This window comes from Marinimicrobium locisalis (assembly GCF_039822625.1).
Taxonomy (GTDB): Bacteria; Pseudomonadota; Gammaproteobacteria; order Pseudomonadales; family Cellvibrionaceae; genus Marinimicrobium; species Marinimicrobium locisalis.
Genome location: NZ_JBDLLG010000001.1, coordinates 272,959 through 286,391 on the forward strand (window position 1 = coordinate 272,959; position 13,433 = coordinate 286,391).

The following is a 13,433-nucleotide window of genomic DNA, read 5'->3' on the forward strand; positions in this document are numbered from 1 at the left end:
CATGAAAGTCTTGACCGAAGAGGCCGATCTGCGCTGCGCACACGAGTTGGGAAAGGTTGCCGTCATCGCCACCCAGAGTTGGGTGCGGAGCGAACGAGGCAGGCTTTTGGTGCGCAACGACCCCGAGGGGCGCCCGATTGCGGGCTGCCCAAACTACGGCCCCACCATTAAACCCTGCACCTCCACGCTGGCGGTGCAGAGAGGGTACTCCACATTGGTGCGCATCGATGGCCGACCGGTTTGCCTGGAATCACTCGAAGGTCTGACCGATGGCACTCCGCCGGGCAGTGTGAAATACCGCGTACGTCACACCGGACAGCAACTGGTGGAGGTGAGTGAATGAAGGAGCGCAAAGACAGGGGCTGGGCGTTTCGTTTACCCGTGGCGGCACTGGGGTCGGAACCGGTAACGGGTGTGGAAGGGCCGACGTTGAACCCCCGGGGGGGGATCGCCACGGTTGAGGGCGTGGAAGCCGTGCGCCAATCAATTCTGTTGCTGTTGGCGACGCGACCCGGTGAGCGGGTGATGCGGCCGGACTACGGCTGCTGGCTGCATAGGCTGGTGTTCGCCCCCAATGATGCCGGTACGGCTGGCTTGGCCATGCACTACATTCGCCAGGCCGTTGAGCGGTGGGAGCCGCGAGCGCAAATTACGCATCTGATCGCCGGTGCCGATCTGACCGGAGTACCGGACCCGGGAATGCTTCAAATTTTTCTGGAGTTTCGCGTACGTCGCGATGGGCACAAGGACCAATTGGCGTTGGGCTACGCGCTGAATGAAGCTCGCTTGATTGACCTCCATGACGATAGCAATCGCGGAGAATTGCCAGTATGAGTTTACAGGTCCCGAGACTGGATGACCGGCATTTTCACGACCTGCTCGCCGAAGCCAAGCGGCTGGCGCGTGAGCGTTGTCCCGAGTGGACGGATTTCTCGGTCGGTGAACCGGGAACCACGTTGCTGGAGTTGTATGCCTTTCTGACCGAGGTCATGTTGTACCGCGTTAACCGGATTCCGGAAAAAGCTTATGTGGAATTTTTGCGCCTTATGGGCGTTCAACTGGCGCCGCCGGGCGCCGCGAGGGTGGAGCTGCTCGTGCGCCGCAGTGAGGGCCACCAGCGCCGCATTGAGGTACCGCGCGGGACCCGTGTCAGCATGGCGCAACCGGGGCAGGGGGCCTCGCCCCCCCTGTTTATTACCACGGAAACTCTTGTGCTCGAACCGGAGCAGTCATCGGGCACGGTGGTAGCGTTGCAATGCGAACAGATAGACGCTGAGTTTCTAGGCGCGTCCACCGGCCTGCCGGGCCAGCATTTTCAGCTGCGCCACGCTCCGGTGATTGCGCCCACAGGGGATGATTTGGACTTGGTCGTTGCGGTGGAAACCGAGAGCAAAGCGGACGAGGACAATGTGATCAGCCACGGGGACAAGGCGTACCGGATATGGCAAAAGGTGGAGCATTTCACCGGCGCCGGCCGGGAGGAGGCAGTCTATGTGGTGGACCGAACGACCGGTGTGATTACTTTCGCACCTTCGGTGAGAAGAACCTCGGAAGGCGAACGGGCGGACCTGACAGAGCAGAATGAAGCGCTGGCGGCCACTCCGCCTGCTGGACGTGAAATTCTCGCCTGGTATCGGTGTGGTGGCGGACCGGAAGGCAATGTTCCGGCTAACACCCTAACGCTGTTCAAAGACCCGATGCCCGGGGTTCGGGTGAACAACCCCCAAGCGGCGGTGGGTGGTTCGGCACCGGAGTCGTTGGAGAACGCTCTCATTCGGGGGCCGGAAGAATTGCACAGCCTGAACCGGGCGGTGACGGCCCGGGATTACGAGTCGGTGGCGCTACGGGAAGGGAGCGTGGCCCGCGCCCGCGCCGTGGCCCAGGCGGAGCGGTGGCGCTACGCCAAGCCCGGTACCGTACAGCTGCTGCTGGTGCCGGAAGTGGCGTGTGGCGAAGGTGAGCGCTGCGCACTGGCGGAGCTGGAAGCGGCACAAACCCAACAGGCGCTGACGCGGGTGCGGGCATCGCTCGATGAGCGGCGCCCGCTGGGCACGGCCTGCGTCGTGCGGTGGTATCGATACAAGCCGGTTCGCGTTCGTGCGCGCTTGGTTATTCACCCGGCCGAGGACGCTCGGGCGGTGGAGACCCGTGTTCGACATCGTCTGTATGACTTGATCAATCCGCTCGGGGAACACGCCTTTCGTCGCCGCTTGCACGCCTCGGATGTGTACCACGCGGCCCTTAACGAGCCCGGTGTCCTCTACGCCGAGCAAGTTCAGTTTGCGGTGGACCACGCACCGGCTGCCGATGTACGCAGCTTGGCCTCCGACCCCTTTCACGATGATTTGTGGTACGCGGCGGCGGGCAATGAACTGTACCGATCAATGGACCACGGTATGGGGTGGGATCGACTGGCGGTACTGCCCGACGAGGTTATTCAAGCCGTCAACTGCTGCCCGTTCGCACCGGGATTGCTCGCCGTATACACCCGCACAGAGAAAAGGCAGGGAGAGACCACCGAGAGTGTTGTGCGGTTTAGCGATGACTGCGGCCAAACTTGGCGGACCGATCATGCTCTGGGGTTTCGGGTGCGCGACGTCGCTTGGCTGCGTCGCGCTGGCGAGCCGATACTGCTGTTGGCCACGGATGAAGGGCTATACCAAGTGCCTCCGGAATCGGGACCGGTTCCGGTCAAGGTGGATGAATCGGATCAGGATATGGGGTTGTACAGCGTCACGGTCAGCGATGTCCCGGGCCTGGGGGTCCACGTGGCGGTGGCCGCCCGGGAAACCAAGGGGGTTTACCTGTGCCCGGATGAGCACCTCAGCGAGTTTCAGTCCATTGGTCTGAAGGGGCTGGACGTGCGCGTATTACAGGCCCAACGACTGGGACCAAGAGCCTTCCTCTGGGCCGGCACCGCTGCCACGGGCGGCAACGAAGGGGAGGGTTGCCGTCGCTGGGAGTTGCGCCGGGGAATGGATGGCGGTGAAGGCTGGACGCCGATGAAGCGCGGCTGGCAGGGCGGCTCCTGCCTGGGGCTGGCCTGCGACGGGGCGCGAGTCTATGCCGCCACCTATCACTCGGGGGTTGTGCATATTGATGGTTCCCAAAAGAACCCGGAGTGGACGGTGCCACGCATTGATGCCGGCCTGCCGCTACGTGACAAGGAAAGGCTACTGCACCGAATCAACGCGGTTGCGACCGCGCCAAAGCCTGCGGTGGAGGCCTCATCCATGGTGCTGGCCGCCGGGCCGCAAGGGGTTTATCGAAGCACGGACGGTGGAGATACCTATGCCGGAGTCTCGGCGAAAAATTTCCCGAATCAAGTAACGATCGGGGAAGGGTATGTGTTCTGCAGTGATGAACATCACATTGAGGCCGTACACGATGCAACGCCAAGCGATTGAACAACTGTTGCCCTCGATATACCGCGCGCCGGGCCCCGGCACGCCGCTTGACGCCGTTTTGGAAATAGCCGCGGCGCTGCCACAGCCGGTTGAGGAGTTGCTGGGTTCGGTGGATGACTTGTTTGATCCGCTTCGAGCCCCGGAAGAGCTGGTGCCCTACCTTGCCCGGTGGGTTGATCTCGACCGTTTCCTGGTGACCGGTGGTGGTGAGGGCGCGCGAACCGTTATGCCCAGCGGCTTGGGCCGGTTGCGGGAGCTGTGCGCCTGTGCGGCGGAGCTTTCCCGGCTGCGCGGCACCCGCCAGGGCTTGCAGCGGTTTCTAGAGGTGGCCACTGGTGTCAATGGCTTTCGCATTGAAGAAAACTCCGATGCCGACGGCCGGGAAAAGCCCTTTCACCTGCGGTTAGTCGCCCCGGAGGCCGCCCGTGAGTACGAAGCTCTGATTCACGCCATCGTGGCTTTTGAAAAGCCGGCTCACGTTAGCTATACCCCGGAAGAACTGCGCTTTGAATAACGCCGGATCCCATTAAAACAGGAGTAACAGCAATGCCCAACTTCTACGAAATCAGTTCCTCACACGATAGCCTGACATTGAAAGACGGTAAGGGAGCGGCCAGCTTTTCCGTGCGCTATGTCGGCGAGCGCCAAGTTGAGGCCCGGGCCAGCGCCGAGCCGATGGAGAATGCCAAGGAACAGTGGCTCAAGGTGGAATCCCCGGACCAGGTCAGCATGGAACCGGGGCAGACGCAAACATTTAAGGTCGGGGTCGAGGTGCCTCCCGGTACACCACCTGGGCGCTACGGGCTGCGGCTGGATGTGGTCTCGGTGGATAATACCGATGAGGAATATGACCGGGGGCCTCTGGTGACGTTTGAAGTGAGCGAGAGCAAGCCTGCGCCAGCCTCCGGAGGCTTTCCCTGGTGGGCGGTTATTGTGGCCGCGGTGGTGTTGGTTTTGCTTGTGGGTGGCGTTGTTTGGTGGCTGGTGGCGAGCGATAAACCGGAGCGCGACACGGAACCTGTGCCGGAACAAGAGGATGAGTCGGTCTACGAGCCGGCCGAGCCTGCAGAACCGGAGGAGCCGGTTCGTGTCGAACGATCACCCGATGAACGCGGAAGCTTTGTCGTCAGCCAAACCTGGTCGGGTGACTTTGACCTCGGGCGAGAGGTGCCGCGAGGTGCGCCAAGAAGCCAGGCCGATTTTTGGTTCCAGGCCAAAACCGCCACGGATCGTATGCTGGTACCAAAAAACAATGGCAGTCTGGCATTACTCAGGGTGCGGGGGACACCGAATCTGAATGAGGTAAAGACGGCGCTGCGAAGCAACACCGTGAGAGAGCTGGACGTCAACCTGCTGGCCCCCCAGCGCTGGTTTGCCGCCCGCACATCCGAGGGCAATTGGGTGGCTTTTACCCCTCGGGCAAGCGTGGGCGCCAGCCCCGGAGAGTTCCAAGTGGTGTACTTGTTGTGGGAGAACCGGTGACATGAATGCCAAGGCGGTGCAAATTACGCTGGTGGTGATTGCCGTTCTCTGCGCTGTGGGTATCTTCGCCTTGCTTGGCAGCAAGGACACGGGGCTGCCGGAGGGCTATAAGGCGCCGGGCTGGATGTTTTCCTTGAGCGACTTTTCGGCTCGCCCACCGGTTTCCCGGTTCGATCTCAGGGAAGAGAGAAGCCGCGAGCCTTTTCCTTCCCGATTAACGGTCAGGGAAGGGAGAGGGAAAACCTATCGAGTGGCGCCGGATACAGATAGCCGGGCCCGAACCCTGGAGTTTCAAGTTCTTCAGGGGCAGCCCCAGATCACTTACAAACCCGATAACGGCGAGCATAAACCGCAAAATTGGCCAGAGGACGACTATCCAAACGCGGACCCGAAGTTCACGGTCGACTCACAAGGAGGGCGTCTGACGATAAGTGTTGAATCAGGGGCCGCTCAAGTTCGGATTGAGGAGTAGCCATGTTCGCGGAACTGCGTAAACCTCTGTTCATCGCCTCGCTTGTATTGATAGGGCTGGTGTTGCTCGCGGAAATGGGTACAGCGGTGGCGGCGCCATTTATCGGGGAAGCCGGGGGCGCGGCGGGGTGGGGCATACCCATGCTGGCGCTGCTGGATATTCAACTGCTGTACACCGCGTTGCTCATGGCGGCGCCGTTGCTGTTTCCCGAGTCGGTTACCGGTCGAGTTCAGGGGATTTCCACGTTTATCGTCTCGTTGATTCTGTTCATCGTGGGCATTATCGCCGGCCTGGCGGCCTTTGGCCTGCTTATGCTCATGATTGCGTTGCTGACCGCGCTTCCCTTCGGCCCGATCGTCTATACCGGGATGGGGTTTGCCACCTTTCCCAAAGCCGGCGCCGCCGCCACTTTATCGTTTATCGTGCTCTGTAAGTTGGCAAGTGTGGGCTGCCTGGTGTTTGCTCATCAACGGTTCATGGAGAACAAGGGTTTAATGCTGCTTATCGGTACGAGTCTTCTGGCAACCGTTATCGTATCGTTTCTGCAGGGGTTTGTGCCCCTGTTTCTGGTGAGCGTGACTGATCTGATCGGCGCTCTGATCGTGGTTGTTCTGGCGCTGATCTGGGCGCTGGTCGGCTTGATATTTGGCCTGATAGCCGTGGTCAAGGCCTTGGGGTGAAAATCGACTTTTGTAGGGAGGGGCATGCTCTGGCAATTGCCCATTGATCGTACCCGACGCCCGCGAGCCCTGGGGACAAGGCCCAGCCAAGCAGAGCCGCCTTCTGCTTGGTTTTCGGGACACAGAGAGGAGTAAGCACGACTCAACGAGGTTATAACAAATGTGAGAGAATACCCCTGAACGATAAGCACCGTTTCTCAGTGGGACTGGGAATCACCATTTGCTTTTGATGCCCGGTGCGCTATTGTCTCTATATAGAGGTTAAGTATTATTCTTATAACAACCAGATCCCGCTGGCATTGCTTATGAGTGATTGGGTTATAAGCCTGCGTTTGGTATGTCTCTCCCTGTGGCTCTTTCTGTGGTCCGGTGTGCCTGTTGCCTCCGCGACGGCCCCGGAGGGGGGACAAGAGGAACCGTTACTGGTCCGCTACCCGGTACTGGGAGAGGAGTACGGGCAGTCCCGGGACGACCACTTTTCCCGGGTGCTTAAACTCGCGCTGGATAAATCCGGGAGGCCTTACCGGCTGGACCCGGTGACCCTGTCCAACTTCCGGGAAAGTCGCAGTGTAATGTCGGTGGCCAAAGGCATATACGACGTGCACTGGATGCATACCAACCCCACGCGGGAAAGCGTCCTCCGTCCTATTCGAATTCCCCTTTTTCAAGGGCTGATCGGCTGGCGGCTTTTGTTGCTGCGGGAGGAGGACAAAGACCGCTTTGAGGATATGACGACCTTGGAGCCCTTGAAAGCGCTTCGGGCGGTGCAGGGGCACGACTGGCCGGATACGGCAGTGTTGGAGGCCAATGGTCTGGATGTGGCCAGAACGCCTCATTGGGAGGGAATGTTCAGAATGCTTTACGCCGGGCGTGTGGACTACTTCCCGAGATCGGTGATCGAAATTTGGCGCGAGCAAGACATCTTCGAGGAGTTGGATTTGGTCGTCGACGACCATGTTGCATTGGTTTATCCTTCCGCTTATTATTTTTTCGTTAGAAAAGGGGATCATGAGCTCGCGACCGTGCTTGAGAACGGGTTGAACCGAGCCATTGAAGACGGTTCTTTTGAAAAGCTGTTAATGTCTCGTTTTGGCTCGGCCGTGAAGCGAGCGCAGCTGGAAAAGCGACGAGTCATCCGGCTCGATAACCCAAATATGACCCCACAAACCCCCTTGGACCGGGAGGAACTCTGGTATCAGCCTTGAACGCAGTCATCGTCAGTCTAACTATTTCACCCGATGAGTATCGGCGCTGGTACGAGGGGAGTGCCCAACATGTTCATGCCACCACGGTGGATGGGCGCAGCGTGCAGTTCCCAGCCCCGATACTGCGCCGCTTTGTAACCCGTGAGGGGATTCGAGGGCGCTTTCGTATCCATTTCGATGGGCAGAACCGTTTTCAGGCGATTGAAAAAATCGACTAGAAACGGTAAATCCAGTATCCTTTGCGCCGAATTGGACCCCATGTCGCTCCTCCGCAAAGAGCTATCGAATGTACTCATTGATCCGTAAAGCCCTGTTCCAACTGGACCCCGAAACCGCCCACCATGTCAGTCTGGACTGGCTCGGCGCCGCCGAGCGGTTGCGCCTGCTGCCGTTTTTCAAGCCCAAGGCCCGCTATAGTCCCGTGGAGGTTATGGGCCTGCGCTTCGCCAACCCCCTGGGATTGGCGGCGGGCCTGGATAAGAACGGGGACTACTTCAATGCGCTGGGTGAGCTGGGGTTTGGTTTTGTGGAAATCGGTACGGTGACGCCACGGCCACAGCCCGGGAACCCGAAACCACGGCTTTTTCGGCTACCCGAACAGGAAGCGATTATCAATCGCATGGGGTTTAACAACCAGGGGGTCGACCACCTCGTGGAGAAGGTAAAGCGCCGTCGTTATTCCGGTATTCTCGGAATCAACATCGGTAAAAATGCCACGACACCGCTGGAAAACGCCGTGGATGACTACCTCGAGTGCATGCGCAAGGTTTATGCCCACGCCGAGTACATTACTTTTAATATTTCTTCACCCAATACGCCCAGGCTGCGCGACCTTCAGTTTGGAGACAGCTTGAGCCGCATGCTTGAACGCCTAAAGGCCGAGCAGAGTAAACGCTATCAGGCCGACGGGCGCTATGTGCCGCTGGTGGTCAAAATCGCACCGGACATGGACGATGTGGCCATCGAGCAAGTGGCCAATGTACTGAAGGCCCAGGGCATGGATGGGGTTATCGCCACCAATACCACCATTGGCCGAGAGGGTGTGGAAGAGCTGGAACATAGTGAGGAAGCCGGCGGATTGAGTGGACGGCCGGTGCGGGATCAAAGCACCCACGTTATTGCCGCGCTGCACAGCCACTTAAAGGAGGAACTGCCTATAATTGGGGTGGGCGGTATCAGCGATGGAGACAGCGCGGTGGAAAAAATGGCCGCCGGGGCGAAATTGGTTCAGGTGTACACGGGCTTTATCTATCGGGGGCCGAGCATTATAGAGTCGGTTACCGAAGCCATCGCACAGCGGCGTTAAACAGTTTCAACACCGAGAATGAGAACACTATGGATTACAAAACGGTTACGTTAGCGGGCAATAAAAAAATCGCCCTGGTTGCCCATGACAACAAGAAGAAAGACTTGGTGGCCTGGTGCAGTAAACACCGCGATACGTTGAAAACCCACACGCTTTACGCCACGGGCACGACCGGTACCGTGATAGAGAAAGCAACGGAGTTGCCCATCCATAAGCTGATTAGCGGTCCGCTGGGGGGCGATCAGCAGGTCGGGGCACTGATTACCGAAGGCAAAGTGGATTTTTTGATTTTCTTTTGGGATCCGTTTGAGCCCCTGCCGCACGACCCCGATGTCAAAGCGCTATTGCGTATTGCGGCAGTGTGGAACATCCCGGTGGCTTGTAACCAGATATCCGCCGACTTTATGGTGGCCTCGCCCCTGTTTAATAACGAAGTGGACCGCTCCATTCCCGACTACGAAGCCTATATGGCGATGCGCTCCTAGTGGGCCACTAGCCGTTTTTCGCGCGGCCTACTAGCTGGCCACTTTGCTCAGAATTTTGTCCATTCGCCGGGTACTTAGTACGCGCTTAAGGTAAGCCATCAGGTAGGTCGGAAAGGTGACGTAGTAGCGCGGTTTTGGACGCTTGCTTTCCAGGGCGTGCTTGAGCCTTTTATAAACCGCTTCCGGGCCGAGCGTGAAACGTTGTACCGGCCCTTCCTTGTTTAGCCGCTGAATCGCGGCGTCATACTTTTCTTTGTGCCGGCTGTTTTGCGTGTCCACATTGCTCTTTAAAGCAGTCAGTGCGTTCTTCCGGAAGTCGCTCAAAATCGGGCCCGGCTCAATCAGGCTGACTTCCACGCCGGTACCTTTTAGCTCAAGACGCAGCGTATCGGTAAGCCCTTCCAATGCGAACTTACTGCTGTTATAGGCGCCCCGAAAGGGCATGGCGGCAAACCCGAGCACAGAACTGTTTTGAACCACCCGGCCTTCTCCGTTGTCAATCATAGAAGGTAATAGGGCATTGGTCAGCTCCGCCCAGCCGAACAAATTGGTTTCAAACTGGCGGCGCAAGGTATCGCGCGTAAGGTCTTCCACGGCGCCGGGCTGGCCATAGGCGCCATTGTTAAAAAGACCGTAGAGCCTTCCGTCGCACAGCCTCAGCGTTTCCTCCACCGCGCGGTGGATGCTGCCGGAGTCGGCCACGTCCAGTTGAATACAAGTGAGCCCTTCGGCCTGTAGACGGGACACATCGGGGAGCTTTCGACAACTGGCGATCACCCGGTAGCCGTCTTTTTGCAGCGCTTTGGCGCAGTGATAGCCGATGCCGGTAGAAGCCCCGGTCACCAGTACGGCTTTGGCAGTGCTCATGCGTTCTCCATGTGCCGAGTGGATAAAAGCGCTATTGTCGCAGTGGCCATTGAGCCACGCAAGCCGAGGTGTTTGGCTACTTTGCGTCCACCGAGGCTTGACACTATAATTTTTGTAAGTCTAGCGATTTTACATGATGTTAGATGGAGGCTAAGTTAATGATTCCGGAAACGATGAAAGCGGTGCAGTTAACGGGCCATGGTGATCTTGATCAGTTGAAGTACCGAGAGGATGTGCCCGTACCCAAACCCGCGGCGGGCGATGTGCTGATTGAGGTCAGCGCCTGCGGCATGAACAACACGGATGTCTGGGTCCGGCAGGGGGCCTACGGCAGCGATACGGACCCGGCGTCGGTATCGACTTGGCGACGCGGACGTTCCACACTGGAGTTCCCTCGCATTCAAGGCACGGACACCGTCGGCAAAATCGTTGCGGTGGGTGAGGGCGTGCCCGAGTCCCGTGTCGGAGAACGAGTCATTGTTGATTTCTCCCTGTACAACCGGCCCGAGGGTGACGACAGCCTCGCGGATATTGACTACATCGGCCACGGCCGAGATGGCGGTTACGCCGAATACACCACCGTGCCCTCGGAAAATGCCCACGCCACCAACGCCCCCATCAGCGATGCTGAACTGGCTACCTTCTGTTGCGCCTACCTCACCGGCGAACACATGCTGGACCGGGCCGACTTGAAGGAGGGCGAGCGTATTGTGGTCACCGGCGCTTCCGGGGGCGTGGGGTCGGCCATTGTACAACTGGCCCGGGTACGGGGTGCAATTCCCTATGCTGTGACCAGTGCGGGCAAAGAGGCCGCCTTACGCGATATCGGCGCCGAGGATACGGTTCGCCGCGAAGAGGGCGACCTGGTGGAATCCATTGAGCGGGTGACCAAGGGTGAGCCTGTCGATGTGGTTGCAGACTTGGTGGCCGGTCCTATGTTTAATGACCTGCTGCGTGTGCTGCGCCCCGAAGGTCGTTACACCACCTCTGGCGCCATCGGTGGCCCGGTGGTGGAGCTGGACCTGAGAACCATGTACCTGAAGCAGCTACAGCTGCACGGGTCTTCCCAGGGCACGCGCGGTGCCTTTCGCCGCCTGCTCGGGTATATCGAGCAAGGTAAAATCCAACCGTTGTTGCATGGCACCTTCCCGCTGTCAGACTTTCACGAGGCGCAGCGGGAGTTTATGGCCAAGCGCTATATTGGCAACTTGGTCATTGTGCCGGATGCGAAATGGGCGTCAGTAGGAGCCCCTTATGCTGCCGAGTAATCATCACGGTCGTTTTCGCGAGTTAGGGCTGATCGATATGCAATCCGGGGGTGATGTCAGCCGGATTGTGTACGAAGGCATCGAAAATATTCCGGGAGATACCGTTCTCGAACAAATGCGGTACCTGCAGACGCATGGGGATGGCCTCCGGCGCTTGTTGCTCTCCGAGCCCTACGGGGACCCGGCCATGTCGGTGGACTTGATTGTAAAGCCGCGCCACCCGAAAGCTCAGGCCGGCTATATCATTATGGAGGCCATGGGTTACCCCATGTACTCCGGCTCCAACACCATCTGCACCGCCACGGCGGTGCTGCAAAGCGGCCTCATCCCGATGGAGGAAGGCGAGCAGTCGGTGGTGCTGGAGTCACCGGCGGGCCTGGCTCATGTCAAGGCCGTCAACCACAATGGTCGGGTTGAGTCCATCACCACTCAGGGCGAGCCCGCGTATGTTGCCGCGCGAGACTTGACGGTGACGCTCTCAGGAGGAAGGAAAGTCACTTATGATGTGGTCTGGAGCGGTGCCTTCTTCGCCATGGTGGATGCCTCCCAGCATGGCTTTGAGTTGGTCAACGAGGAAGCCATCTCGCTTGCCGCCTTTGGGGACGAGTTTATCCGTGCCGTGCGAGAACAGTTCAACGAACCTCACCCGCAGCTGGGTGAGTCCGGGCCCGTGCCCTTCGCCCATTTTATGGGGCCGGTGGAGGCCGTGGAGGATGTTGGCTTTCGGTCGCGTTCGGCGACGTATGTTCACCCCGGAGTGATCTGCCGCAGCCCCACGGGTACCGGCACCTCGGCACGCCTGGCACTGATGGCCGAAAAGGGCGAGATTCGCGAAGGGCAGTGGCTTGAGACGATCTCACCGCGTAACAGCAGCTTTATTGGCACGTGCCTGGGCGAGGCTATGGTCGGTTCGCACCCGGCTATCCACAGCCATATTACCGGTCGGGCCTGGACGCTGAGCCACTCCCACGTACTGGTGGATTTAGACGATCCATTGGTGGACATTTCCGATCTGGAACACTTGATGACGCCGCCACAGTCTCAGTCCTAGGCCGGGGGCAGTGACCGAGGGCGCTTTGTCGCCCTCGGTCACCGGTGCCTTATAGGTAGGTCAGTGGTGGTACGCCTTGACCGGAGAGCTCGGGGAAGTCGTCGTGCATACAGATGGGACTTTCTTCATCGCGGTTGCCAAGATAGTTGGGCCGTTGTCCTGGCGCGGCGTAAGGTTCTTGCAGCAGGTTACTCAAACTGTTGTAGACAAAGAATAGATTGGAGCGAGGCCAGGGCGACATATTCTCATTGGAAGCGTGCAGGGTGTTGCACTCAAACAGCAGCAGCGAGCCCGCGGGGCCTTTTGGAGCCTGAATGCCACCACGCTTGGCCAGCTTGGCCAGGTTATCTTTGTCCGGAACGCCGGTCTGTTGCCGTTTCAGTGAGCTGATCCAATTTTCTTCCGGCGTTTCTCCGACACAGGGCACAAAATAGTGGTGGGAACCGGGAATCAGCATCAAGGGCCCGTTAAATTCATTGTTATCGGTGAGCATGATAGACGCGCTAACGGCGCGCATCCGAGGCATCCCGTCTTCTGAGTGCCAGGTCTCGAAATCCGAGTGCCATTGAAAACCACTGCCCTCGAAACCGAACTTGTCGTTAATGCGGGACTGGTGGATATAGACTTCGCTGCCAAGCAACTGCCTGACCATTCCCAAAATGCGGGGGTCCCGAGTGAGCTTGTCAAACCGCTCCGAGATGCGGTGCATGTCAAACACGGAGCGAATACGGCCGCTGTTCGGGTCACTGATGACCTTATCCGAGCGCATCAGCTCCTCATCCTTGGCCATATCGATCAGTTCTTGAAAGAACGGCTGGACGCGGTCATAAGAAAAAAAACCCTTGAACCATAAAAAGCCGTCGCGCTCGTACCGGGACAGGGCCTCTTCACCCAGCGGGCCGGTCCAGCGGTACTCGTTGCGCGCGTGGATTACTGGATCTTTCCGCTGGAAAGGTTCCATGGGTTCTTTGAGCCTCGTGGGGTACATATCATCACTGTTCATCGGCTGCTTACCTCCCAATAGTGCAGAGTTATAGAAACCGTCAAAGGTTGTATTTGTGTGATGCGTATCACGGGGGAGAGTTCCCTCGGGGCGTAGTAATAGCCCTTACAGGGCCGCGAGGGACAAAAAAACCGCCCGGAGCCTATCTGATAAGCGCAGAAATGTGAAGGGGAGGCCGGTGAAATTGCGCCATTTGGGGGTTACGAG

The 13,433-nt window shown here is 58.8% G+C and carries 15 protein-coding genes; 13 read left to right on the top strand and 2 right to left on the bottom strand.

All coding sequences use genetic code 11. The annotated features are described in order from the left end of the window. Position 1 precedes the first annotated feature (1 nt). From AAE514_RS01230 to AAE514_RS01280, 11 genes are all read left to right on the top strand, one after another. Positions 2-343 carry a hypothetical protein gene (locus AAE514_RS01230; protein WP_347329659.1) on the top strand — a complete coding sequence of 114 codons (342 nt, stop codon included), beginning with the start codon at positions 2-4 and terminating at the stop codon, positions 341-343. Beyond that, a complete protein-coding gene (locus tag AAE514_RS01235) occupies positions 340-834 on the top strand; it encodes a GPW/gp25 family protein (RefSeq protein WP_347329660.1) in 495 nt (164 codons plus the stop codon). Before AAE514_RS01230 ends, AAE514_RS01235 begins: the two co-directional genes overlap by 4 nt. Next, positions 831-3,407, top strand: a complete 2,577-nt coding sequence (locus AAE514_RS01240; RefSeq protein ID WP_347329661.1) for a putative baseplate assembly protein — start codon at positions 831-833, stop codon at positions 3,405-3,407. Before AAE514_RS01235 ends, AAE514_RS01240 begins: the two co-directional genes overlap by 4 nt. Further along, positions 3,388-3,921 (top strand): phage tail protein, encoded by a 534-nt coding sequence (locus AAE514_RS01245; RefSeq protein WP_347329662.1) that lies wholly within the window; start codon positions 3,388-3,390, stop codon positions 3,919-3,921. The genes AAE514_RS01240 and AAE514_RS01245 overlap by 20 nt, the downstream gene beginning before the upstream one ends. 32 nt (positions 3,922-3,953) lie before the next feature. Beyond that, complete coding sequence (locus tag AAE514_RS01250; protein WP_347329663.1) at positions 3,954-4,889, top strand: hypothetical protein; 936 nt, start codon at positions 3,954-3,956, stop codon at positions 4,887-4,889. A gap of 1 nt (position 4,890) precedes the next feature. Next, positions 4,891-5,361 (top strand): hypothetical protein, encoded by a 471-nt coding sequence (locus AAE514_RS01255; RefSeq protein WP_347329664.1) that lies wholly within the window; start codon positions 4,891-4,893, stop codon positions 5,359-5,361. A gap of 2 nt (positions 5,362-5,363) precedes the next feature. Then, positions 5,364-6,041 carry a hypothetical protein gene (locus AAE514_RS01260; protein WP_347329665.1) on the top strand — a complete coding sequence of 226 codons (678 nt, stop codon included), beginning with the start codon at positions 5,364-5,366 and terminating at the stop codon, positions 6,039-6,041. A 305-nt stretch (positions 6,042-6,346) separates the two neighbouring features. Continuing rightward, a complete protein-coding gene (locus AAE514_RS01265) occupies positions 6,347-7,246 on the top strand; it encodes a substrate-binding periplasmic protein (protein WP_347329666.1) in 900 nt (299 codons plus the stop codon). Next, positions 7,243-7,464: a DUF2835 domain-containing protein gene (locus AAE514_RS01270; protein WP_347329667.1), complete on the top strand. Its 222-nt coding sequence runs from the start codon at positions 7,243-7,245 to the stop codon at positions 7,462-7,464. Before AAE514_RS01265 ends, AAE514_RS01270 begins: the two co-directional genes overlap by 4 nt. Positions 7,465-7,532: 68 nt before the next feature. Further along, positions 7,533-8,552 carry a quinone-dependent dihydroorotate dehydrogenase gene (locus AAE514_RS01275; RefSeq protein ID WP_347329668.1) on the top strand — a complete coding sequence of 340 codons (1,020 nt, stop codon included), beginning with the start codon at positions 7,533-7,535 and terminating at the stop codon, positions 8,550-8,552. Positions 8,553-8,581: 29 nt separating this feature from the next. Further along, positions 8,582-9,037 carry a methylglyoxal synthase gene (locus AAE514_RS01280; RefSeq protein WP_347329669.1) on the top strand — a complete coding sequence of 152 codons (456 nt, stop codon included), beginning with the start codon at positions 8,582-8,584 and terminating at the stop codon, positions 9,035-9,037. Positions 9,038-9,067: 30 nt separating this feature from the next. On the opposite strand, the gene AAE514_RS01285 is transcribed toward AAE514_RS01280, so the two are convergent. Continuing rightward, positions 9,068-9,904: an SDR family oxidoreductase gene (locus tag AAE514_RS01285; protein ID WP_347329670.1), complete on the bottom strand. Its 837-nt coding sequence runs from the start codon at positions 9,902-9,904 to the stop codon at positions 9,068-9,070. Positions 9,905-10,062: 158 nt separating this feature from the next. Here AAE514_RS01285 and AAE514_RS01290 point away from each other — a divergent pair, with 158 nt between their 5' ends. Next, positions 10,063-11,172: an alcohol dehydrogenase family protein gene (locus AAE514_RS01290; protein ID WP_347329671.1), complete on the top strand. Its 1,110-nt coding sequence runs from the start codon at positions 10,063-10,065 to the stop codon at positions 11,170-11,172. Next, positions 11,159-12,223 carry a proline racemase family protein gene (locus tag AAE514_RS01295; RefSeq protein WP_347329672.1) on the top strand — a complete coding sequence of 355 codons (1,065 nt, stop codon included), beginning with the start codon at positions 11,159-11,161 and terminating at the stop codon, positions 12,221-12,223. The genes AAE514_RS01290 and AAE514_RS01295 overlap by 14 nt, the downstream gene beginning before the upstream one ends. Positions 12,224-12,272: 49 nt before the next feature. On the opposite strand, the gene thpD is transcribed toward AAE514_RS01295, so the two are convergent. Beyond that, a complete protein-coding gene (thpD, locus tag AAE514_RS01300; RefSeq protein WP_347329673.1) occupies positions 12,273-13,226 on the bottom strand; it encodes an ectoine hydroxylase in 954 nt (317 codons plus the stop codon). Positions 13,227-13,433 lie beyond the last annotated feature (207 nt).